Source organism: Kitasatospora sp. NPDC054939, assembly GCF_053610105.1.
Map to the genome: position 1 here is coordinate 17920 of NZ_JBSGXP010000049.1, position 20674 is coordinate 38593.

At 73.9% G+C, this 20674-nt stretch carries 22 protein-coding genes; 10 read left to right on the forward strand and 12 right to left on the reverse strand.

Annotated elements, in window-relative coordinates; all coding sequences use genetic code 11:
- Window positions 1-254: 254 nt before the first annotated feature.
- The gene (gene eno / locus ACWGB8_RS16385) at window positions 255-1562 is read right to left on the reverse strand and encodes a phosphopyruvate hydratase (RefSeq protein WP_452214155.1); all 1308 of its coding nucleotides are present in this window, start codon (window positions 1560-1562) and stop codon (window positions 255-257) included.
- A 187-nt stretch (window positions 1563-1749) separates the two neighbouring features.
- Between eno and ACWGB8_RS16390 the strand changes: the two genes are divergently transcribed.
- Entirely contained in the window at window positions 1750-2175 is a 426-nt protein-coding gene (locus ACWGB8_RS16390) for a MarR family winged helix-turn-helix transcriptional regulator (RefSeq protein ID WP_452214156.1), read from the forward strand.
- 136 nt (window positions 2176-2311) lie between these two features.
- Window positions 2312-3286 carry an SDR family NAD(P)-dependent oxidoreductase gene (locus ACWGB8_RS16395; protein ID WP_452214157.1) on the forward strand — a complete coding sequence of 325 codons (975 nt, stop codon included), beginning with the start codon at window positions 2312-2314 and terminating at the stop codon, window positions 3284-3286.
- Window positions 3287-3310: 24 nt separating this feature from the next.
- On the opposite strand, the gene ACWGB8_RS16400 is transcribed toward ACWGB8_RS16395, so the two are convergent.
- Entirely contained in the window at window positions 3311-3574 is a 264-nt protein-coding gene (locus ACWGB8_RS16400; protein ID WP_452214158.1) for a hypothetical protein, read from the reverse strand.
- 292 nt (window positions 3575-3866) lie between these two features.
- Here ACWGB8_RS16400 and ACWGB8_RS16405 point away from each other — a divergent pair, with 292 nt between their 5' ends.
- Together ACWGB8_RS16405 and ACWGB8_RS16410 are read left to right on the forward strand one after the other, a co-directional pair.
- Window positions 3867-4676, forward strand: coding sequence for an MBL fold metallo-hydrolase (locus ACWGB8_RS16405; RefSeq protein WP_452214159.1), 810 nt, complete (start codon window positions 3867-3869; stop codon window positions 4674-4676).
- Window positions 4677-4882: 206 nt separating this feature from the next.
- On the forward strand, window positions 4883-5722 hold the full coding sequence (locus ACWGB8_RS16410) for a patatin-like phospholipase family protein (RefSeq protein WP_452214160.1): 840 nt from the start codon (window positions 4883-4885) through the stop codon (window positions 5720-5722).
- An 84-nt stretch (window positions 5723-5806) separates the two neighbouring features.
- On the opposite strand, the gene ACWGB8_RS16415 is transcribed toward ACWGB8_RS16410, so the two are convergent.
- The 3 genes from ACWGB8_RS16415 to ACWGB8_RS16425 all read right to left on the reverse strand — a co-directional run bounded on the left by ACWGB8_RS16415 (window position 5807) and on the right by ACWGB8_RS16425 (window position 8769).
- Window positions 5807-7036, reverse strand: a complete 1230-nt coding sequence (locus ACWGB8_RS16415) for an FAD-dependent oxidoreductase (protein WP_452214161.1) — start codon at window positions 7034-7036, stop codon at window positions 5807-5809.
- Between the two features lie 290 nt (window positions 7037-7326).
- On the reverse strand, window positions 7327-8172 hold the full coding sequence (locus ACWGB8_RS16420) for a hypothetical protein (RefSeq protein ID WP_452214162.1): 846 nt from the start codon (window positions 8170-8172) through the stop codon (window positions 7327-7329).
- Between the two features lie 90 nt (window positions 8173-8262).
- Window positions 8263-8769 carry a SigE family RNA polymerase sigma factor gene (locus tag ACWGB8_RS16425; protein ID WP_452214163.1) on the reverse strand — a complete coding sequence of 169 codons (507 nt, stop codon included), beginning with the start codon at window positions 8767-8769 and terminating at the stop codon, window positions 8263-8265.
- Window positions 8770-9045: 276 nt separating this feature from the next.
- Between ACWGB8_RS16425 and ACWGB8_RS16430 the strand changes: the two genes are divergently transcribed.
- Both ACWGB8_RS16430 and ACWGB8_RS16435 read left to right on the forward strand, forming a co-directional pair.
- On the forward strand, window positions 9046-9993 hold the full coding sequence (locus tag ACWGB8_RS16430; protein ID WP_452214164.1) for a GlxA family transcriptional regulator: 948 nt from the start codon (window positions 9046-9048) through the stop codon (window positions 9991-9993).
- 163 nt (window positions 9994-10156) lie between these two features.
- Entirely contained in the window at window positions 10157-10933 is a 777-nt protein-coding gene (locus ACWGB8_RS16435; protein WP_452214165.1) for a DJ-1/PfpI family protein, read from the forward strand.
- 102 nt (window positions 10934-11035) lie between these two features.
- Here the strand turns inward: ACWGB8_RS16435 and ACWGB8_RS16440 are convergent, their stop codons facing one another.
- The 3 genes from ACWGB8_RS16440 to ACWGB8_RS16450 form a co-directional block, all read right to left on the reverse strand.
- The gene (locus ACWGB8_RS16440; RefSeq protein WP_452214166.1) at window positions 11036-12382 is read right to left on the reverse strand and encodes a phospholipase D-like domain-containing protein; all 1347 of its coding nucleotides are present in this window, start codon (window positions 12380-12382) and stop codon (window positions 11036-11038) included.
- A 200-nt stretch (window positions 12383-12582) separates the two neighbouring features.
- Entirely contained in the window at window positions 12583-13152 is a 570-nt protein-coding gene (locus tag ACWGB8_RS16445) for a hypothetical protein (protein WP_452214167.1), read from the reverse strand.
- Window positions 13149-13520: a PadR family transcriptional regulator gene (locus ACWGB8_RS16450; protein WP_452214168.1), complete on the reverse strand. Its 372-nt coding sequence runs from the start codon at window positions 13518-13520 to the stop codon at window positions 13149-13151. Before ACWGB8_RS16450 ends, ACWGB8_RS16445 begins: the two co-directional genes overlap by 4 nt.
- 165 nt (window positions 13521-13685) lie before the next feature.
- Here ACWGB8_RS16450 and ACWGB8_RS16455 point away from each other — a divergent pair, with 165 nt between their 5' ends.
- Window positions 13686-14360: a response regulator gene (locus ACWGB8_RS16455; protein WP_452214169.1), complete on the forward strand. Its 675-nt coding sequence runs from the start codon at window positions 13686-13688 to the stop codon at window positions 14358-14360.
- Between the two features lie 67 nt (window positions 14361-14427).
- Here ACWGB8_RS16455 and ACWGB8_RS16460 read toward each other — a convergent pair whose 3' ends face one another.
- The 3 genes from ACWGB8_RS16460 to ACWGB8_RS16470 are packed head-to-tail and all read right to left on the reverse strand — an operon-like array spanning window position 14428 to window position 17894.
- Window positions 14428-15774 carry a sensor histidine kinase gene (locus ACWGB8_RS16460; RefSeq protein WP_452214170.1) on the reverse strand — a complete coding sequence of 449 codons (1347 nt, stop codon included), beginning with the start codon at window positions 15772-15774 and terminating at the stop codon, window positions 14428-14430.
- Window positions 15767-17143: an FtsX-like permease family protein gene (locus tag ACWGB8_RS16465; protein ID WP_452214171.1), complete on the reverse strand. Its 1377-nt coding sequence runs from the start codon at window positions 17141-17143 to the stop codon at window positions 15767-15769. Before ACWGB8_RS16465 ends, ACWGB8_RS16460 begins: the two co-directional genes overlap by 8 nt.
- Before the next feature lies 1 nt (window position 17144).
- Window positions 17145-17894 carry an ABC transporter ATP-binding protein gene (locus ACWGB8_RS16470; RefSeq protein ID WP_452214172.1) on the reverse strand — a complete coding sequence of 250 codons (750 nt, stop codon included), beginning with the start codon at window positions 17892-17894 and terminating at the stop codon, window positions 17145-17147.
- Between the two features lie 397 nt (window positions 17895-18291).
- Between ACWGB8_RS16470 and ACWGB8_RS16475 the strand changes: the two genes are divergently transcribed.
- Together ACWGB8_RS16475 and ACWGB8_RS16480 are read left to right on the forward strand one after the other, a co-directional pair.
- The gene (locus ACWGB8_RS16475) at window positions 18292-19179 is read left to right on the forward strand and encodes a LysR substrate-binding domain-containing protein (RefSeq protein WP_452214173.1); all 888 of its coding nucleotides are present in this window, start codon (window positions 18292-18294) and stop codon (window positions 19177-19179) included.
- A gap of 255 nt (window positions 19180-19434) precedes the next feature.
- Window positions 19435-19857 carry a hypothetical protein gene (locus tag ACWGB8_RS16480; protein ID WP_452214174.1) on the forward strand — a complete coding sequence of 141 codons (423 nt, stop codon included), beginning with the start codon at window positions 19435-19437 and terminating at the stop codon, window positions 19855-19857.
- Here ACWGB8_RS16480 and ACWGB8_RS16485 read toward each other — a convergent pair.
- Window positions 19845-20135, reverse strand: coding sequence for a MerR family DNA-binding transcriptional regulator (locus tag ACWGB8_RS16485; protein WP_452214175.1), 291 nt, complete (start codon window positions 20133-20135; stop codon window positions 19845-19847). The two genes, ACWGB8_RS16480 and ACWGB8_RS16485, sit on opposite strands and share 13 nt — an antisense overlap.
- Window positions 20136-20235: 100 nt before the next feature.
- On the opposite strand from ACWGB8_RS16485, the gene fdxA reads away from it, so the two are divergent.
- Window positions 20236-20559, forward strand: a complete 324-nt coding sequence (gene fdxA / locus ACWGB8_RS16490; protein ID WP_452214176.1) for a ferredoxin — start codon at window positions 20236-20238, stop codon at window positions 20557-20559.
- The last annotated feature ends 115 nt before the right edge of the window (window positions 20560-20674 follow it).

The following is a 20674-nucleotide window of genomic DNA, read 5'->3' on the forward strand; positions in this document are numbered from 1 at the left end:
CAATCTCGTCGGTCGTCGAAGGAACTCGGAGGACTCGAAGGGAATGCCGGATCGCAGGTGACACCTGACACCTGACACCCGACATGAGGACGACGGGACGGTGACCCGACCCGCGCACCGTGGTTGCCTCCCCCTCAGATGCTCCCGCGCCGCCGCAGCGGGCCGTTCCAACTGCGGCGGCATCCGGCGGCACAGCACGCGAGCGGGTCCCCGATCGATCCGGGGCCCGCTCGCCCGCTACCTCCGCCCGCGGTTCACGCCCGGTGCAGGGCGGAGCGGCCCGCGAAGCGTGCCGAGTCGCCCAGTTCCTCCTCGATCCGGATCAGCTGGTTGTACTTGGCCGTGCGGTCGGAGCGGGAGAGTGAGCCGGTCTTGATCTGGCCGCAGCCGGTCGCCACGGCCAGATCCGCGATGGTGGTGTCCTCCGTCTCGCCCGAGCGGTGCGACATGACGGCCGTCCAGCCCGCCCGGTGGGCGGTGGCCACGGCGGCGAGCGCCTCGGTCAGGGTTCCGATCTGGTTGACCTTGACGAGGACCGAGTTGCCGACTCCGGTGCGGATGCCCTCGCGCAGCAGGTTCTCGTTGGTGCAGAACACGTCGTCGCCGGTGAGCTGGCAGTGGTTGCCGACGCGGGCGGTCAGCTCGCGCCAGCCGTCCAGGTCGTTCTCCGCCATCGGGTCCTCGATGGAGACGATGGGGTAGGCGTCGATCAGTCCGGCCAGGTAGTCGGCGTGCTCGGAGGGGGTACGGCGCACGCCCTCGCCCGAGTAGTCGTACATCCCGTCGTGGAAGAACTCGGACGACGCCGGGTCCATGACCAGGCCGATGTCGGTGCCGGGGCGGTAGCCGGTGCGCTCGATGGCGGTCATCACGAAGTCGAGGGCTTCCTCGGCGGTGCGCAGGGCGGGTGCGAAGCCGCCCTCGTCGCCGACGCCGGTGGAGTGGCCGGCGGCCAGCAGGTCGCGGCGCAGGGTGTGGAAGACCTCGCTGCCCATACGGACGGCTTCGGCGAAGGTGTCCGCGCCCACGGGCGCGATCATGAACTCCTGGAAGTCCAGCGGATTGTCGGCGTGAGCGCCGCCGTTGACGATGTTCATCATCGGCAGCGGGAGGAGGCGGGCGTCGGCCCCGCCGAGGTGTCGGTAGAGCGGGCGGCGGTGGGCCGCCGCGGCGGCCTTGGCGACGGCGAGGGAGACGCCGAGGATCGCGTTGGCGCCGAGCCGTGACTTCGTGGCGGTGCCGTCGAGGGCGACCAGCGCGGCGTCGAGGCCCGCCTGGTCGGCTGCGTCGCGGCCGCGTACCGACGCCGCGATCTCCCCGTTGACGTGGGCCACGGCGCGGTCGACGCCCTGGCCGTGCCAGCGTGCGGGGTCTCCGTCGCGCAGTTCGACGGCCTCCCGGGCGCCGGTGGAGGCGCCGGAGGGGACTGCCGCACGCCCCAGGGAGCCGTCCGTCAGGACGACGTCGACCTCGACGGTCGGGTTGCCCCGGCTGTCGATGATCCGGCGGGCGGTGACGGTCCGGATGTCGGCGTCGACGGTTCCGACTGGCTTGGTGGACATGGTGGTGCCTCCCCGATGTCGTGTGCCGGCCCCCGGTTGCGACAGCGTTGGCGCTGAGCCCGACTCGGCAAACAGTACAGCATTGCTGCGCAGTTTGGCTGTACAGCATTGCTGTGCAGGATTGCTGTACAGTCATGCTGTGCAGGCCGTCTGTGCAGCGGTGCTGACCAGCGCGGTAGGGTGTCCCATGCCCACCTCGGAAGCCGCCGCCATCGCCACCGAACTGCGCACCGCCATGGGCAGGCTCACCCGACGCGTCAAGGACGAGGACCGCATCCCGCTGGGCCAGGCCGCCGTCCTCGGCGCCCTCGACCGCAACGGCGCCATGACCACCAGCGACCTCGCCGCCGACCAGCGCGTACGTCCTCAGTCGATGGCCCGGTCGGTGGGGCTCCTCATGGAACAGAACCTGATCACACGCCGTGCCCACCCCACGGACGGCCGCAAGTCGCTCGTCGAGCTGTCGGACGAGGGCCGGGCCGCGCTCGAAGCGGAGCGGGGCCGCCGGGCCGGCTGGCTCGCGCAGGCCATCGAGGCGGAACTCACGGACGAGGAACGGGCGTTGCTCGCGCGGACCACCGCTCTGCTGGAGCGGCTCGCCGCACGCGGGTAGGGCTGCGTCGAGCAGGCCGCCGCCTCCGCGTCGGCCGCAACCCGCTCCGGCCGGGACCGGAGCGCCTGCCCCGGTGAATCCGGCCCCGTGACCCGCCCCTGGGTGTGCGCGCCGCTGTTGCGGGCAGGAGCCCGGCATGGCGATGGCCCCGATGATCGACACCGTGCTGGACCGCACGGTGGTGCTCGGCTACGGCAGTCCCGGTCTACTGCTGCGGCGCCACCTGAAGTCCTGGCCGTCCGATCCGCCGCGCATGGACGGCAGGGTCGTGCTGGTCACCGGTGCGGCCTCCGGCATCGGGCTGGCCGCAGCGGTCGGGTTCGCCCGGCTCGGTGCCTCGGTGCGGGTCCTGGCACGCGACGGCGGACGGGCCGAACAGGCGGCCCGACTCACCCGGGAGCGCGCCGCACCCGGACCGGTGGCCGTTGCGCCCGAGGTGTGCGACGTGGCCGACCTGGCCGCCCTCCACGCCTTCGCCGACGACTTCCTGGGCCGCGAGCCGCGCCTCGACGTCCTGGTCAACAATGCCGGCGTGATGCCGAAACACCGTCGCCGTACCGCCGACGGCATCGAACTGTGCTTCGCCACCCATGTCCTCGCCCCCTGGCTCCTCACCGCCCGGCTGGCCCCGCTGCTCGCGCGTTCCGCGCCGAGCCGGGTGGTCAACGTCGTCTCCGGCGGCCAGTACGGCGCGCGCGTCCCCGCCGGGGACCCGCAGTCGCGGGACAGCCGGTACGGCCCGAAGACGTTCTACGCCCGGACCAAGCGCGAGGAGCTCGTGATCACCGAGGAATGGGCGCGGAGGCTGGCCCCGGACGGAGTGCACGTCCATGCCATGCACCCCGGCTGGGCCGACACCGAGGGCGTGCGCCGCTGGATGCCGCTCTTCCGCGCGCTGACCCGTCCTGTCATCCGCAGCCCCGAGCAGGGCGCGGACACCGTGGTCTGGCTCGGCTCCGCCGCCGAACCCCTGCGGTCCGGCGGCCTGCTGTGGCACGACCGCCGGCCCCGCCCCCCGACCCACCCCCTGGGCCCGGGCCCCGACCCCCGCACCGCCCGCGAGGAGCTGTGGGATCACCTCACCGCCATCAGCGGCATCACGACCGCCTGACGGAACGGCGAGGCCGGCGGCGGGTCAGCCCCACCACTGGGAGGCGGGCTGCTCGCCGCGTCCGCGGTCCCCGGTCCCGGCTGCGGAGGGTGCCCGTTCGAGGTTGACCAGCGCGTTGAGTGCGGCTGCGGCACCCCCGGCCGCGGGCATCGCCTTGCCGGCGGCCTCCAGCGCGTTCGGGAGGTCGCCGCGGTGCCAGTGCTCCACGGCCTGGTCGGCCAGGTGCTGGAGTTCGGTGAGTTTGGCCAGAGCGAGGACGGGCAATCCGCTGTCCGGGAGGTCGGTCATCGCAACATCATCGGTCGCATCGCCGCCGCCAGCAAGATCATCGGTAGCCGGTGCGCCACCCCGTACCCCGCCACCGTCGCGTGTCGCAGCAGCCCCGTCATCGGCTCGCGCGCGACACCCCCTCGTGCCGGGCCCGGCACCCCCTGGTGCCGGTCCCGACACCCTCTCGTGCTGGCCCCGACGTCCGGTCGCGGGCCGAGGCGGATTCCGGCAGGGCCCGATGCGGTGGCGGTGCCTACGATGGGTGGGAGCGGCCGCGAGCGATCTGTCCGCCCGGAGGGAGAGATCGCTCATGCCCGTGCACCAAGTCCACCCCGAGGTCGGCGTCCTCAGTGACTGCCTCGACGTACCGGGGTTCGGCCACCTCCCCGTGAACGCCTTCGTGCTCCATGCCGCCCAACCCGTCGTCGTCGACACCGGTCTGGGGCTGCCGGACCGGGACTTCGTGGCCGCGCTCAGCGCCGAACTCGACCCCGCCGACGTGCGGTGGATCTGGCTGACCCACCCCGACCGCGATCACACCGGCGGGATCTTCGCACTGCTCGACGCCGCACCGCGGGCGCGGGTGGTGACCACGTTCGTGGGTGCGGGGATCATGTCCACCGAGCGCCCGCTGCCGCTGGACCGGATCCACCTCCTCAACCCCGGGCAGTCGCTGGACGTGGGCGACCGGACGCTCACGGCGTTCCGCCCGCCGCTGTTCGACAACCCGGCGACGGTCGGCTTCTTCGACGACCGCACCGGGGTCTGCTTCACCTCCGACTGCTTCGGCGGCCTGATGCCCAGCGCGGAGCTGGCGGAGGGCCCGGACGCGCGGAGCGTCGACCCGGGCGGCCTGCGCGATGCGCAGGTGCTGTGGGCGAGCGTCGACAGCCCGTGGGTCGAGAACGTGGACCCGCAGAAGTTCCGGCACAGCTGGCAGCTGCTGCGGGACCGGGCGCCGGACCTCGTGCTCTCGACGCACCTGCCGGCGGCACGCGGCATCACCGGGCCGATGGTCGACACGCTCAGCGCCGTCGCCGGACTCGCCCCGTTCGTCGGTCCGGACCAGGCCGCGCTGGAGCAGATGCTCGCGGGATTCGAGCCCCCGGGCCGACCGTGAGGGTGTGAGCGGTTCAGCGGACCGGCCGCCCGCCTCGCGGAACGCAGCGTAGGCACCGGGTCCGGCGGCTCGCCGTGCCGTCCTCGCGCAGCGCCGGGATCGCCTCGACCGGCAGCGGGCCGCCGACCGGGCCGTGCACCGCCGTCCCCGTGTATCCTAAAACGGGGATCAGTCCCCATTTCACTTGGACGGGGGAGACGGACGCCATGAACGGGACGGCACTGGTACTGGGTGGCGGCGGACCGGTCGGCGGCGCGTGGCTCACCGGCGTACTCGCGGGTCTTGCCGACAGCGGGATCGACCTGACGGCCGCCGACACCGTCATCGGCACCTCGGCCGGAGCCGTCTTCGGCGCCCGGCTCGCGAGCGGCGAACCCGCCCGCGAGCTGTACGAACGCCAACTGGCCGACCTCGACCGCATCGAGATGGGCGTCACCGCCGCACAGACCCTGCGCTTCCTGTGGGCCGCCGTCGCCACCCGCAACCCGGAACGCTCCATCCGCCGCCTGGGCCGCGCCGCCCTGACCGCGACGCAAACCCCCGCCCACGACCTCCACGAAACCGTCCGCACGCTGCTGCGCCACGCCACCGCCTGGCCCGCCCGGACACTGCGGATCACCGCCGTGGACGCGGAGAGCGGCAGCGTCGAGGCCTTCGACGCGAACTGCGGCCTGGACCTCGCCGACGCGGTCGCCGCCAGCTGCGCCGTCCCGCTGCTCTGGCCGCCCACCACCGCCCTCGGGCGACGGTGGATCGACGGCGGCACCCGCTCCACCGGCAACCTCCAGCTGGCCGCCGGGCACCGCCAGGTGCTGGCCCTCTCACCCGTCCCCACCGCGGTGGGGCCGCACCCCGGTGCCCAGCAGCAGGCGGCGCACCTGCGCGCGGCCGGCGCGCACGTCACCCTGATCTCCCCCGATCCCGCCGCCCGCCGCGCGATGGGGCGGAACCTGACCGCCAACGCCCGCCGTCCGGCCGCGGCCCGGGCCGGCCACCGGCAGGGAACGGCCCTGGCCGCCGCGGTCGCCCGGACCTGGCCGGCCTAGCGTCCGAACCTGCCGGTCGCCGCGGCGATCGAGTCGCGCGGGCCGGCCCGCCGGGGGCCACGGGTGCGGTGGGCCGAGCCGCCGTCAGGACCCGGTGGGTCGGGCGGGCAGGCGGAAGCCGTTGAAGAGGTCGTCCATGCCGCGCAGTGCCAGCGGGGCGGGGGTGGCGCGGACGGCGAGGTTGCGGGCGGCCACCAGGAGCGGGTTGCGCAGGGCGCCGAGCCGGCCGAGCCTGCGGGCGCGCAGGCGTACCGCGTCGGTGCGGTCGCGTCGGGCGGCGCTGTACGCGGCGAGGGCGGCCGGGACTGCGTCGGCGCCCGTGCCGGCGTCCGCGTCGCCGGCTGAGTCTGCGTCCGGGACCGCGTCGGGCAGTAGGTGGGCGAGGATCACCGCGTCCTCGATGGCCTGGCAGCCGCCCTGGCCGAGGTTGGGGGCCATGGCGTGGGCGGCGTCGCCGAGCCAGGCGATCCGGCCGTGGTGCAGGCGGGGGAGCGGGGCGGCCAGGTCGTGGAGGTCGTTGCGCAGGACGGCGGACGCGTCGAGGCGGTCGACGTGCTCCAGCAGTGCCGGGATCGGGTCGTGCCACGACCCGAAGCGGCGGCGGAGTTCGGCGCGTGCGTCGGCGGACCGTCCGCCGCCGGCCGGAACGACGGCGGTGGCGTAGAGGTACAGGCGGCCGTCGGAGAGCGGGGTCATGCCGAACCGCTCGCCCCGCCCCCAGGTCTCGCTCATGTCGGTGATGCCGAGGGCCGGGGCGTCCACGAGGGTCCGCCAGGCGGTCTCGCCGGTGTAGTGCAGGCCGGGGTGTGCGGGGAAGTACGCCTTGCGCAGCGGGCTGTGGATGCCGTCGGCGGCGACGACCAGGTCCGCGGGCAGGTCCGGGCCGGCCGCCGTGCGAACGGTGGCGCGGCTCGCGGCATCGTCGACGGCGGTCACCGCGGTGCCGTACCGGAGGGCTTCGGGCGGCAGGGCCGCCGCCATGACGGCGGTGAGCGCCGGGCGCGGGACGGCGACCGGGGCCATGCCGTAGCGGGCGGCCATGTCGGCGGTACGGGACCGGGTGAGCCATCGGCCGTCGGGCAGGCGCAGGCCCATCGTGGCGGGCGCGGGACCGGCAGGGACGTCGATGCCGATGGCGGCGAGCGCGCGCAGGGCGTTGGGGGCGAGGCCGATGCCGGCGCCGGTGGTGGGGGGTTCGGGGGCGCGTTCGCAGACGGTGACGTGCCAGCCGCGGCGGTGCAGTGCGACGGCGGCCGTGAGTCCGCCGATCCCGGCTCCCACCACGACCGCGTGACGATTCGGCACGGGGCTCATCTCCGTTCGTCGGGAACGTCCGTACTTCCGGACTGCGGAGCTCACTCTACAACTGTAGAGTGCGGGCGTGTCCAGCCGAGACCGCGGCGCCCTGATCGCAGACGCCGCGGTCGACTGCGACCCTCCACCCGCGTCGGTCACCGGCCTGGACGTCCACCGGCCTGGACGTCCACCGGCCTGGACGTCCACCGTCCTGGACGTCCGCCGTGATGCGCCGGCGCTCCGGTCGCGGTGGGACGTGGTCGGACGCGGTGGGACGGTGTCGAGGGCCGAGGCGCGGGTGGATGCGGTCAGGGGCTGGAAGGCCCGTTCGACGCAGGGGGTGTGCTGCCGGGTGACAGGGGCGATCCGCTGGGCCACCCCGTTGCTGCGCCCCGGCCGGGGATGGATTCGGACCGTCCGAGCAGGGCCGCCGCGACCGACGGGTGGCTGACGATGCTCTCCAGTTCGGCGAGGCTGAGGGTCGGGCCGTCGGGAACGAGGAGGGCCGAGAGGCCGAAGACCGTGCCCTCGGGGCTCGCGAAGATCGCCTCCAGGCGCGGGTCCGGGCCGTCGAAGGCGGCGAACCAGCCGGTGGATCCGTCGCTCAGCACCCGCTGCACGCACTGGGTGGCCGGCCGGGACCGGGCCGGGCCGCAGGGCGACGTCGGAGCCTGCCCCGGGTCCAGCGGCTGACCGCCCATCACGTTCAGGCGGACGCCGACCGCCCACTGGCCCGCCGGCGGGGACGGGCTCCCGCGCTCGACCAGGATTCGCTCGGACGGGCCGCCACGCATGGCGATCCCGGAGAAGCGTTTCGGTATCGCTCCGGCGACGGCGGTCCAGACGCGGGTCAGCGGGTCCTCGGTCCCGGTCGGGCCGGCGGTCGTGACGGCGGTGGCGTTCGGGCCGCCGGTCGTCAGGGCATCGGTGGTCGGGCCGGGCCCGCCCGTGAGGTTCGCCGTGACCAGCGCGACGGCGGCCGTGGCGGCCGCCCCGACCAGGGCCGTGCGGACCCTGCGTGCCCGGCGAAGCCGGCGTCCGCGCTCCCGGACGGACGGCGGCAGCGCGGGGACGGGCGGCTCCGGGTGGTTGAGCAGGTCGTCGAACAGGGCGGTGGCCAGCCTGCCGTCCTGGTCCGGTTCGGGTGCGGTCATGTTCCCCTCCACGCTCGTCGGCACGTGTCGTCACATGCCGTCATGGTCGGTACGGTGCTGCTGCAGCGGTGCTGCGGTTCCGGCAGGAGGTCAGCCGGCCGTGAGGTCATGGAGCGAATCACCGAGCACCTCGCGCAGCCTGCCCAGCGCGCGGTGGGCGTCCGAGCGCACCGTTCCCTCGGCCAGGTTGAGGATCCGGGCGGTCTCGGCCACGGTCTGGTCCTCCCAGTAGCGCAGCACCAGCACCGCCCGGTACTGCGGGCGCAGTTCGGCCAGCGCCGCGAGCAGCGCCACCTGCCGGTCGCTGTCCGGCGGGGCGGTGGCCGCCTCCGGTAGGGTGGCCGCGCTCACCTCGGTGCTGGCCCGCCGCCGCAGCCCGTCGATGTGCTCGCGCACCATCACCGTCCGGGCGTACGCCCCGGCCCGCTGCGGATCCCGCAGCCGGTGCCACCGCGCGTACAGCTTCACCAGCGCGCCCTGCACCAGGTCCTCCGCCAGGTGCCAGTCGCCGCACAGCAGATAGGCCGTCCGCCGTAACGCCGGATACCGCGCCGCCGCGAACTCCTCGAACCCGGCGTCACCGCTGCCCCCGAACATCCCGCCCCCTTCTGAACCGACCGGGGGACTCCGTTGCCGTCCCCCGACAGTAGGACGGGGTGGGCCCCCGGTTCTGCTGCACCTTTTGCGAATCCCGCCCCCGGCGACGCGGTTCACCCGCGGATCGGGCCGACGGCCGGAGATCTGACCTCACGGCCGATCCGGCACTGCCCGCCGGGGAACCCGGCACCCGTGGATGCCACCGGGGGCCGACGCTCTCGGCGGTGCGCCCTGGGCGTTCCCGCACCCCACGCGCACCCGCGTAGGGTGCGGGGCATGCATGTCGTCGCGGTACTGGCCCTTGACGGGGTGTCGGCCTTCGACCTGGCCATCCCGTGCCAGGTGTTCGCGCTCGCCCGGGATACCGACGGGAAGCCGCTGTACGAGGTGCGGGTGTGCGGCGAACCGTCGGTCACCGCGTCCGCCGGCGAAGCCGAACCGTTCCGGATCACCGCCCCGTACGGGCTCGACGCGGCGCTCGGCGCCGACACCGTGATGGTCCCCGGGACCGCACCCGAGGCGGCGCCCGACGAGGACGTCCTGCGGCTGCTGCGCTCCGCGGCAGGCGGAGGGTCCCGGATCGCCTCGATCTGCACCGGGGCCTTCCTGCTGGCCCGGGCCGGCCTGCTGGACGGACGGCGGGCCACCACCCACTGGCACTTCGCCGAACGGCTCGCCCGGGACTTCCCCGCCGTCGAGGTCGACCCGTCCGTCCTGTTCGTCGACGACGGCCCGGTGCTGACCTCGGCCGGGATCGCGGCCGGCCTCGACCTCTGCCTGCACCTGGTGCGCCGCGACCACGGCGCAGCGGTCGCCGCCGGGGTCGCCCGGATGGTCGTGATGGCTCCCCAGCGCAGCGGCGGGCAGGCCCAGTTCATCGAGTACCGCACCCCGGCCGACGACTCCGGCAGCCTCGCCCCGACCCTCCGCTGGATGCGCGACAACCTGCACCGACCGCTGTCCGTCGACGAGTTGGCCGCGCACGCGGCCCTGAGCCGGCGCAGCCTGGCCCGGCACTTCCGGGCGCAGACCGGTACCACGCCGCTGCGCTGGCTGCTGGAGCAGCGGCTGCAGCGTGCCCGCGAGCTGCTGGAGACCACGGACGCGCCGGTCGGCCGGATCGCCCGGAAGACCGGCTTCGGCACCGTCGAAACCCTGCGCCACCACTTCGCGCGGCAGGTCGGCACCACCCCGACCGCGTACCGGGCCGCCTTCCGGGGCTGAGTCGGCGGGTCTGCTTCGGCGGGTCTGAGCCGGCGGGGCCGTACGCCTCCGCCGTCTGGCCGCATCCTGCGCCCCGTTGGCCCGGCCGCCTCTCCCTGCCCGACCGGGCCCGCGCCGAGACTGGCACCAGCCATTCCGACCCCGTATTCCCGGAGGGACACCCATGCACAGGCGCACCCTGCTCCGCACCGGCGCCGCCACCGCGGCCGGCCTCGGCGTCACCGCCGCCCAGGCCCGCACTGCGCACGCCGCCCCGGCGAATTCGTCCGACGGTCCCACCGACCCCGGCCCTGCCCACACCGACCCTGCCGCATCCGACCACGCCGCCTCCGGCGCGCGCCGCCCGCTGCGCGTGCACACCGTGCTGTACGACGGCGTGGAGGACCAGGACTTCGCCGGGCCGGGCGCGGTCTTCGGGGTCTTCGGCGACGGCGCGGGCATCGAGCACACCCACGTCACCGCCCAGGGCCCGCGCACGGTCCGGACCGCCGCCGGTCTGGAGGTCGTGGTGCGGGCCGCATGGGCACCGGGCTCCGCCGACCTGATCGTGGTGCCGGGAGGCGGCGTGGGCGAGGAGTCGGCCGTCGCCGAGCAGATCCGGCTGGGCGTGCTGCCCCGCGCACTGGCCGCCGCGCGCCGTCCGGGGCTCGTCCTGGCGGGCGTCTGCTCCGGCACGCTGCTGCTCGCCGCCGCCGGGATCACCCGGGGCCGGCCCTGCACCACCCACCACGCGGCGAAGGAGGAACTGCGCGAGCGGGGCGGCCTGGTGGTGGACGGCCGGGTGGTCGACGACGGGGACCTGGTGACCTGCGGCGGGGTCACCTCCGGCATCGACCTGGCGCTGTGGCTGGTCGAACGCCACCTGGGCAGCGCGAACGCAGTCCTCGCCGAGACGGTCCTCGAACACGAGCGCCGCGGCACGGTCCGCCGCTCCCGCTGACCAGCAGGCCGCCGCCCCTTGTCGGGCGGCGGCCCGCTGGTGTCCTGCCGGGCGCGGGGGGAGTGGGCGGCCGGGGCCGGCTCTTCTTTCGCTACCGGAGCGTCAGGCGCAGACGGGCGCCTTCTTCATGGTCTCGAAGTTGGCGGCGAAGGCGTCGTACACGGCGGAGTCGCTGATCTTCAGCAGGGTCTCGTCGTTCGCCCGCAGGTTCGGGATGGTGTAGTTGTGGCTGCCGGTGAAGACGACCTTGCGGCCCGGGGTCTTCAGGTAGGTGCCCTCGATCAGCATGTACTTGGAGTGGATCGCGATCGGCCGGGTCTCCCCGGCGCTGTTGGTGGCGCTGGACATGCAGGTGGCGTAGTGCTCCAGCTTGCCCTCGCCGAGCGTCTTCTTCACGGCCTTGCCGAGCGTCCCCTTGTCCTTCTGCGGGTCCTTCTCGTTGGTGGCCAGTACCTCGACCCTGCAGCCGTCCTGCTGCTTCTGGACCAGCGCCTTGGCCACCTCGTTGCGGGTGAAGGCGTACATCGCCACCCGGATACGGCCCTTCTCGGCCTTGCAGTCCACGTTGGAGAGCAGCGAGACCACGGTGTCGGTCGCCGGGTCGGCGTTGTCGGTGCCCTCCGCCCCGCGGGGGAAGAAGTAGGTCTTGTACGGGCCGGTGGTGCTGTCCTCGGCCACGTAGTAGTGGTCCAGTTCCGGCCAGGTCCTGCTGTGGAACTCCAGCGCGTCGAAGTACTCGCTGTAGTTGCGGTACAGCCCCTTGTCCGGGATGGTCACGGCGTTGTTGTAGTAGGTGTTGCGCTGGCTGCCGGTCAGGTTGGCGGACGACTGGAACACCACGTCGGCGGTCGCGCCGACCCTGGAGAAGGTCAGGAACTTGTTGTGGTTGATGGCTCGGCCGCCCCCCGCGCCGTCCAGGTCGGCGCTTCCGATGCAGCCGCGGGTGTCGGGGCAGGTCATCACCCAGGAGCCGGCGCCGGGTGCCGGGCTGCCGAGGCCGCGCTTGAGCACCTTGCCCTTGGCGTCCTTGACGCCGTCCCGCAGGAGGAGGAACTGTCCGTTGGACACGCCCCCGTCCGATGCGGGGACCTCCTCCGGCTCGTCCGTGTACGGGGTGGGGACGGGCGGCAGCGGCGTCGGGTCGGACTTCCGGTCCAGGATGAGCTTGACCTTCACCCCGCGGATGTTGGCGTCGAGCAGGGCGTCGCGGACCGTCTCGTCGGTGAAGAGGAAGACGCTGCCCTTGATCTCCTCGCCCTTGTCGGTGCGGTTGATCAGCGAGACCAGGTGGTCGCGGATGGCGTTGCGCTGGGCGCCGGTCCCGGTCGGGTTGTTGAAGGTCGTGGTCAGCGGGACGGTGTCCTCGGCGGCCAGTGCGCCCGGGGCGCCGAGCAGTGAGACGCCCAGGGCCAGGGCGGCGGTTGTGGTCATGGTGCGACGCAGTCGCATGTTTCCCCCTCGTTCATGCAAACGATCTTGCGAGGGGACAATCTAGCCTGGCGGGCGGACCGCCCGTGCAGCGGCTTCGGGTCGCCGGATGGGAAACGTCCGGGCCGTGTGCGCGGAGGACGCGACGGCAGGTCGGAGTCGGCAGGTGGGGTCGGCGGCCGGCGTCGTCCTCTCCGTGGCAGGACGACGCCGGAACGCCCTCACTGCGAGGCGGGGGCTGCGGCGGCTTTCTTGGCCCGGGCGTCCGCCTGGGCGTACGGCAGGCCGGGCAGCACGAGGATCGGGGCGACCCACAGCGGCACGGTGAGCAGCGGCCGGTCGCCGGCGAGGTAGTGGGTGAGCGCGATGGCGGGCAGCCCGGCCAGCAGGGCGACGCCCCAACTGCGGCGAAGGCCGAGGTTGCCCCGGCGCAGCTCCCAGACGACCGTCACGGTGGCGATGACCGCGTAGAACGCGACCTGCTGGGCCGTCACGTTCACCTCGGTGGTGCGCCGGATCAGATGGGTGAGCAGCAGGAGGGTGCCGAGCATGAAGGACACCATCGCGGCCGTCCGCAGCGCCCGGCGGGGGAGCGGGGTGCGGGCCCTGGCCCACGAGGCGGCGAAGGTCCTGACGTTCTGGCCGACGACGTCCTGGGGGGTGCGTCCGGCGGCTGCGGCGTCCTCCAGGTGTGCGCCGAGTTCGTCGAGCATCTCCCGGATGGAGGCCTCGTCGATCCCGCGGTACTCCCAGTTGCTGCGGCAGGCCGCGAGCACCTTCTCGTTCGTCATGTGCTTCCCCCCGGGGACTGGCTGTCGTTCAGGATCCGGCCGACCGGGCCGGCGAAGGCGTGCCAGCCCGCCCGTCCGGCGGCGAGTTCCGCCTGGCCCGCCTCGGTCAGGCGGTAGTACTTGCGCGGAGCGCCCCCGCTCGGGGAGGGCGCGCGGAATGCGGTGATCAGCCCCGTCCGCTCCATCCGGGTGAGCAGCGGATAGATGCTGCCGTCGCTGACCAGATCCAACCCGCTCTCGGCCAGCCCCTGCGTGAACTCGAAGCCGTAGCGCGGTCGTTCGGCGATCAGCGCGAGCAGGCAGAGGTCGAGCACTCCGCGCAGGAGTTGGCTGCGCCGCTGGTCGCGGGCGGACGCCTCCTTTGTCATGCGGTACAAGATAGTCACCCACTGTCTTGCGTGGCAAGGTAGTGCCTCGGGGACGGCCGAGCGTCGAGCCCGCCGCCTGTTCGGCGCCGGCGGGGAGGGTGCTTGGTGCGGAGTTCTGGGTGCGGCCGGTTCGGTTGGCGGGGCGCCAGGCGCGATAATCGGATCATGAGTTTGGGTGTGTTGCGGGTGGTGCTGGCCGAGGATTCCGTGATCCTGCGGGAGGGGATGGTGGAGTTGCTCGGTGCGCGGGGGTGCGAAGTCGTCGCCGCCGTGGGGACGGTGGCGGAGTTGACCGCGGCGGTGGCGGAGCACGAGCCGGATGTGTGTGTGATCGACATCCGGATGCCGCCGACCCACACCGACGAGGGGATCCGGGCGGCCGTCGAGCTGCGGGCCGCCAGGCCGGGGCGGCCGGTCCTGGTCTTCTCGCAGCACCTGGAGGCGGCGTGGGCGGCCCGCCTGCTCGACGGCGGCGCGTCCGGGGTCGGCTACCTGCTCAAGGAACGGGTGGCCCGGACGTCGGAGTTCGTGGAGGCGCTGCACCGGGTGGCGGCGGGCGGCACGGCGCTCGACCCGGAGATCCTCACGGCCGTCCTGCGGGAGGGGCGGCGGCGCAGCCCGGTCGACGCGCTCACGGCCAGGGAACGGGAGGTCCTGGAGCTGATGGCGCAGGGCCGCTCCAACCGGTCGATCGCCGAGGCGCTCGTGGTGTCGGAACGGGCGGTGGAGAAGCACGTCGCGGCGGTCTTCACCAAGTTCGGGCTGCCCGCGAGCGGGGCGGACAACCGCCGGGTCAAGGCCGTCCTCACCTTCCTCACGGAGCTCGACGGCGGCGCCTGACGGGTGACCGCCACGCCACGGACGGCCCTCGCGGGTGGTCCCTCCGCGAACGAACGGCGGCGGGCGGTCAGAGTGCGGTCGGGACTTCGACGGTGACGGTGGTCGGGCCGCCGGGCGGGCTGCTGAGGTGCAGGGTGCCGTCCACGGCGGCCAGCCGTTCGTTCAGACCGGCCAGCCCCGTACCGCCGCCGCTGCCGAGCACCGCGCCGCCCCGGCCGTCGTCGCTCACCCGGAGCCGGACCCGCCCGTCGGCGGAGCGCAGGTCGACGGTGGCCCGGTCGGCTCCGCTGTGCTTGGCGAGGTTGGTGAGGAGTTCGGCCAGGCAGAAGTAGACCGCCCGCTCGATCGCCGGGGCCGGGCGTTCGCGCAGGTCCAGGGTGGTGGTGACCGGAACGGGGGCGGCGGCGGTCAGGGTGGGCAGGGCGGCGGCGAGGCCGTCGTCGAGGGCCACCGGGTGGATGCCGCGGGTCAGACGGCGCAGGCCCGTGATCGCCACGTCGGTCTGGGCGCGGGCCCGTTCGAGGAGGGTGCGCAGCCGGTCCGGGTCCGTCTGCGGGGCCAGGGCGTCGTCGGCCAGGGAGAGGGTGATGGCGATGGCCACCAGTTCGGCCTGGGTGCCGTCGTGCAGGTCCCGTTCGAGGCGGCGGAGGTTGTCGGTGGCCTCGGTGAGCAGGGTGGAGCGGGCCCGTTCCAGCTGGACGAGGCGGCGCTGCGAGCGGGCCGGGCCGAGCAGCTGCCGGGCCAGGTAGCGGTTGAGCCGGGCCGTGGCACGGACGGCCGGGGGCACGGCGGCGAGCACCGCGACGCCGAGTACGAGACCGGCGGCGGTGAACCACCAGGCGGGGCGGTCGCCCGGGGCCATGCCGAGGGCGACCAGCGGGAAGGCGAGCAGCCAGGCGCCTCCCAGCGGGAGCAGGACGGCCGCGGCGAAGGTCAGCACACCGACCGGGAGGCGGAATCCGAGGTAGAGCAGGCAGCGCCAGCCCACCGGGTCGGTGAGGGCGCTCCGCAGTCGGGCGGTCGCCCGCCCGCCGCCGGGCAGCGGGGCGGGGGCCTCCACCGGCTCGTCCAGCAGCCGTCCCACCAGCCGCCGGTGCAGCCCGCCGAGGCCGCGCGCGCCGTACAGGCCCGCCGCGACCAGGGGAAGCCCGAGCACGGTGAGCGAGAGCAGAGTGCCGGCGTACAGCACGGCCAGCGCGTACACGCCGCCGAGCACCGCGAGCGGGAGCCCCGCCACCGCGAACACGAACCGGCGCCACCGACCCGACCACACACCGGGCACACCGCCACCCGCCCCCGTGCCGGCTGCGTCGCTCGCTGCTCCCGTGCCGGCGGAGTTGCCACGAGGGCCCGTGCCGGTCGCGTCGCTCGCCGCTCCCTCGTCGGCGTCGCGGGCCGCTCCCGTGTCAGTCACGCCGCCCTCCGGCCGCCTCGATCGCCGGACCGGACATCGCCGCGAGGCCGGGACCGAGGATGCTCGGCACGGTCAGCGCGACCGCACCGGCCGCGATCCAGCCGAACGTCCCCCAGGGCACCGTCGGCAGGACGGACCCGGTGACGGAGAAGCTGAACGCACCCGCCGCCGTGAAGGCCACCACTGCGCCGAGCAGCACCCCGGCCGCCGCGGTGAGCAGCGCCTCGGTGCCGAGCATCCGGGCCAGTTGCCGGCGCGTCGCCCCGACCAGGGTGAGCAGCGCGAGTTCGCGGCGCCGGTCGGCGGTGAGCGCGACCAGCGTGTTGACCGTCGCGACGGCCGCGAAACCCGCCAGCATCACGAACTCGGCCTGCCGGAGCCAGGTGTCGGTCGACGAGGTGACGGTTTCGAGCCCGCTGCCCGCCGCAGGGGCGGTGGCCAGGTGCTCCACGGTGGTGGTCATGAGCACCATGGTGCCTGCCAGCCCCGTGAGCAGGGCGATCGGGACCACCGCGGCCGACAGCCGGTGCGCATAGCCGCGCAGGTTGGCGTCGGCGAGCCAGCCCGTGCAGCGGGCGGACAGCCGCACCGGCACGCCCGGGACGGCGACCACGGCCCGGGCGAGCAGCGGGCCCAGCAGGCCGATGGACACCAGCAGGACGAGCGTCGCCAGCAGTGCGGCCTGGCCGGAGTCCTCCGGCCCCGCGGTGGCCGCCAGGCGGACGAGCGCTCCGCCGCCGGCCAGGGCGGCCAGCCCGGCCAGGATCCGCAGCACGCCGGTCCGCGCACGGTCGGTGCCGCTCGCCGCCAGGGCGGTGGCCGGGGCGACCCGGGAGATCCGGCGCACGGCCACGGCCGTGGACACCAGTCCCACGAGCAACGCGGCCACGAGCGCCACCAGCATCGGCACCGGAGTGCCGGGCACCGACAGCCCCGCCGGGGCCATCCCGCGGTCCTTCAGCTCGCGCAGGAACCACCGCGCGGCCACCGCCCCGACCACCCAGCCCGGCGGCGCGGCGGCGACCACCACGACCGCCGTCTGGTGCCGCACCAGCCGCCTGGCCTGCCGGGGTGTGGCGGCGACGGTGCGCAGCAGCGCCAGTTCGCGGTACTGCTGGCGGACCGTGAAGCCGTGCGCGCTCACCACGGTGAAGAAGGAGACCAGCACGGCGATCTCACCGAAGGCACCGGCGATCAGCACCAGGCCCGGCCCTGCTACCGCTTCCCCGGTGCCGGGGGGCGCCGCCAGATGGGCCGCCACCAGGGAGGCGAACAGCGTGACGGTGGCGACCGCCAGCAGGAGGGCCGCCGCGAGGCCGAGGAAGGAGGCCGGGCGCAGACGCAGCTGCCCGAGGGCCAGACGCAGCACGTCAGCCCCCCAGCCGGCTCAGGCGGTCGGCGACGAGCTGCGCCGACGGGCGGTCGAGGTCGTCGGTCACCAGGCCGTCGGCCAGCACCACCACCCGGTCCGCGTACCCGGCGGCGACGGGATCGTGGGTGACCATCACGCAGGTCTGCCCGTCCCGGTCGACGCCCTCGCGCAGCAGGGCGAGGACCTCGTGGCCGGTGGCACGGTCGAGCGCTCCCGTGGGCTCGTCGGCGAACAGCACCGAGGGCCGGGCCAGCAGCGCGCGGGCGATGGCCACCCGCTGCTGCTGGCCGCCGGAGAGCTGTCCGGGCCGGTGCCGCTCCCGTCCGGCCAGGCCGACCCGGGCGAGCACCGCGCCGACGGCCGCCCGGTCGGTCCGCCGCCCGGCCAGGCGACCGGGAAGCTCGACGTTCTGGGCGACCGTCATGGCGGGCATGAGGTTGAACGCCTGGAAGACGAAGCCGACCCGGCTGCGGCGCAGCTCCGCCAGCCGCCGCTCGGGAAGGCAGGAGATCTCGGTGTCGCCCCAGCGTACGGAACCACTGCTCGGCCGGTCCATCCCGGCCAGGCAGTGCAGGAGGGTGGTCTTGCCGGAACCGGAGGGGCCCATGACGGCGGTGAAGGTGCCCTGGTGCAGGGTCAGGCTCACCCCGCGCAGTGCATGGACGGCCCCGCCGCCGCGGCCGTACGAGCGGTGCAGGTCCTGGGCGGACGCCGTGATCGGGGATGCCGGGGATGTTGAAATTGCCATGCCGCCATCCTCGGCAGCCGTGGCCGCGGGATCGACCGTGCCCGCACCCGGCTCGGAGGTTCGGAAAACCGAACCCCGGCCGCCTCGGGACGCGAGCGGATCGACGGGCCATCGACGGGCCACGCCGTCCGGCACCACGCGTCCGGACGGTGCGCACGCGAGCCCTCGCGGGCGCTCTCGTCGCAGGAAGTCGCATGCCTGGAAGCGGAGTTGACTGGTGGAGTGCGTCGACCCGGGCGCAGGGCGTCGTCCATCGCCCGCATCACGGTCGGGCCGATCGCGTCGGGCGGGGTCGGATCGCATGCGCCCAACCCTTGCCCCGTCCGCGATGATGATCAAGGTAGACTTCGGCGCTGTTCGTCAACCGCTGGGTTACCGATGGCCGACGGGGGAGCCAATGGAGCTGCGGGACATCGAGATATTCCTGGTACTGGCCGAGGAGTTGCACTTCGGCCGGACCGCACAGCGGCTGCACGTCTCCGGGGCGCGCATCAGCCAGGCCATCAAGAAGCAGGAGCGGCGCATCGGCGCCGAGCTCTTCACCCGTACCAGCCGCACGGTGCGCCTGACCGAGGTCGGCCGACAGTTCCGGGACGACCTGCAACCGGTCTACGCGGGCCTGCACGAATCCCTGGAGCGCGCTCGACTGGCAGCCCGCGGCATCACCGCACAGCTCCGGGTCAGCCTGCTGCCGTTCAACGTCGTGGACCTGCACCCGTACTGGAAGGAGTTCCGCGCGCGGTACCCGCAGTGGGGACTTCAGATCCATCAGGCGACCTTCACCGATGTGTTCGGCCAGCTCCGCAACGGTGCCATGGACGTCATCGTCCCCTGGCTGCCTGTGGAGGAGCCGGACTTCACCGTCGGGCCGCCCCTCTGCACCGACTCCCGGGTCCTCGCCGTGGCCGCCGACCACCGGCTCGCGGGACGGGACTCCGTACCGCTGGAGCTGTTCGCCGACTTCTCGCACTGCACCGCCCTCGGCCTGCCCGACTACTGGGAGGACAGCTACCTGCCCTTCCAGAGCCCGGGAGGCCGGCCGATCGAGCGCATCGGGGCCGCGGACAACGCCGATGATCTGATCAGCATGGTCGGCATGGGCGAGATCGTCCACAGCTTCCCCGGCCACGTCACCAGGCACTGGGGCATGTCGAACATCCGGTGGATCCCCGTCCCCGAGCTGACGGGCATGACCTTCGCCCTGGTCTGGCGGACCGAAGCCGAGAACGACCTCATCCGCGGCCTGGCCGACACCGTGCGGGACCTCGGCGCGTACCGGTTCTGACGCAGCCCCGCGGCGCCTCCTCCTCCGGCACGGCCGATACCGCCCCGCCGCCCGCGGTTCGGCCGGCGCTGCAGCGGCGTGCGCGAGCCCGCGAGCCGGTCGCGGCCCTGGACCCGCTCGCCCGGCGGGAGTTCATGCAGGACCTGATGGAGGCCGTCGCCGAGCACGAGCTGAGCGTCGTGCTCCTCCCACCTGGTCTCCGACGTCGAGCGGTGCTGCGACTACGTCATCGTCCTGGTCGACTCCCGGGTGCGGGTGGCCGGCGACAACGACGACCTGGTCGCCTGCCACCACCGGCTCACCGGACCGCGCAGGGACCCGGACACGCTCCCGGCCGGCGTGCACGTCATCACGGCCGGCCACACCGACCGGCAGACCACCCTCGTGGTGCGCACCGACACCGCGTTCCGTGATCCTTCCTGGACCGTCGGCCCGCTCGGTCTGGAGGACATCGTCCTGTTCCGGTTGTCCCTCGCGGCGTGCGCCCTCGTTCACAGGCGGCGGGGGCCGGAGCCCTCCTCGGCGAGGGTGTCGCCGGGGTTCAGCAGGGCGCAGGCCTTCATGGAGAGGCACCCGCAGCCGATGCAGCCGGTGAGTTCGGCTTCGAGGCGTTCGATGGTCTGCCGGCGCTCCTCCAGGCGGTGCTTCCAACCACGAGAGGCGCGCTACCACTCCTGATGGCTCGGCGGGCGGTCGAGCGGCACGTCGGCGAACGCCTCGCGGAGGTCCTGCAGCGGAATGCCGATGCGTTTGGCCACCGAGACCAGGGCGACGCGGCGCAGCATGTGTCGCGGGTAGCGGCGCTGGTTGCGGTGGTCGCGTTGGGATGCGATCAGGCCGAGTTCCTCGTAGAACCGCAGGGCGGAGACCGCCGCGCCGGTGCGCGCGCTCACTTCGCCGATGGTCAGCCAGTCGTCCGGGGTGGCCCGGGCGTCGTCGGATCGCTCGCTGGTCATTCAGAGCCTCCTTGACCTCAAGCTTACTTGAGGCCCTACGGTCGGCTGCGTCGCGCCGGAACGGCGGACGTGAACGATTGCGGAGAGGTCGGTAGGTTCGATGACGTTTGTGATTGCCTTGCCCTGCGTGGACGTCAAGGACAGGGCGTGCATGGACGAGTGCCCGGTGGACTGCATCTACGAAGGGGACCGGATGCTCTACGTCCACCCGGACGAGTGCATCGACTGCGGCGCATGCGAGCCGGTGTGCCCGGTGGAGGCGATCCTGTTCGAGGACGACGTCCCGGAGGAGTGGCAGCACTTCACCGCGGTGAACGCCGAGTTCTTCGCCGACCTGGGTTCCCCCGGCGGCAGCGCGAGGCGCGGCCCGATCGGGCGGGACCACCCGACCGTGGCCGAGCTGCCCCCGCAGGGCGCCGTCTGATTCGGACGGTCGGGAACAACAGGCGCCCCGCGTCCTCGGCGCGAGGACGCGGGGCAGGAGTAGGCGGGAGGACGAGACCATCTCGGCCCCGCTCCGGTTGGTCGGCTTCGGGCCG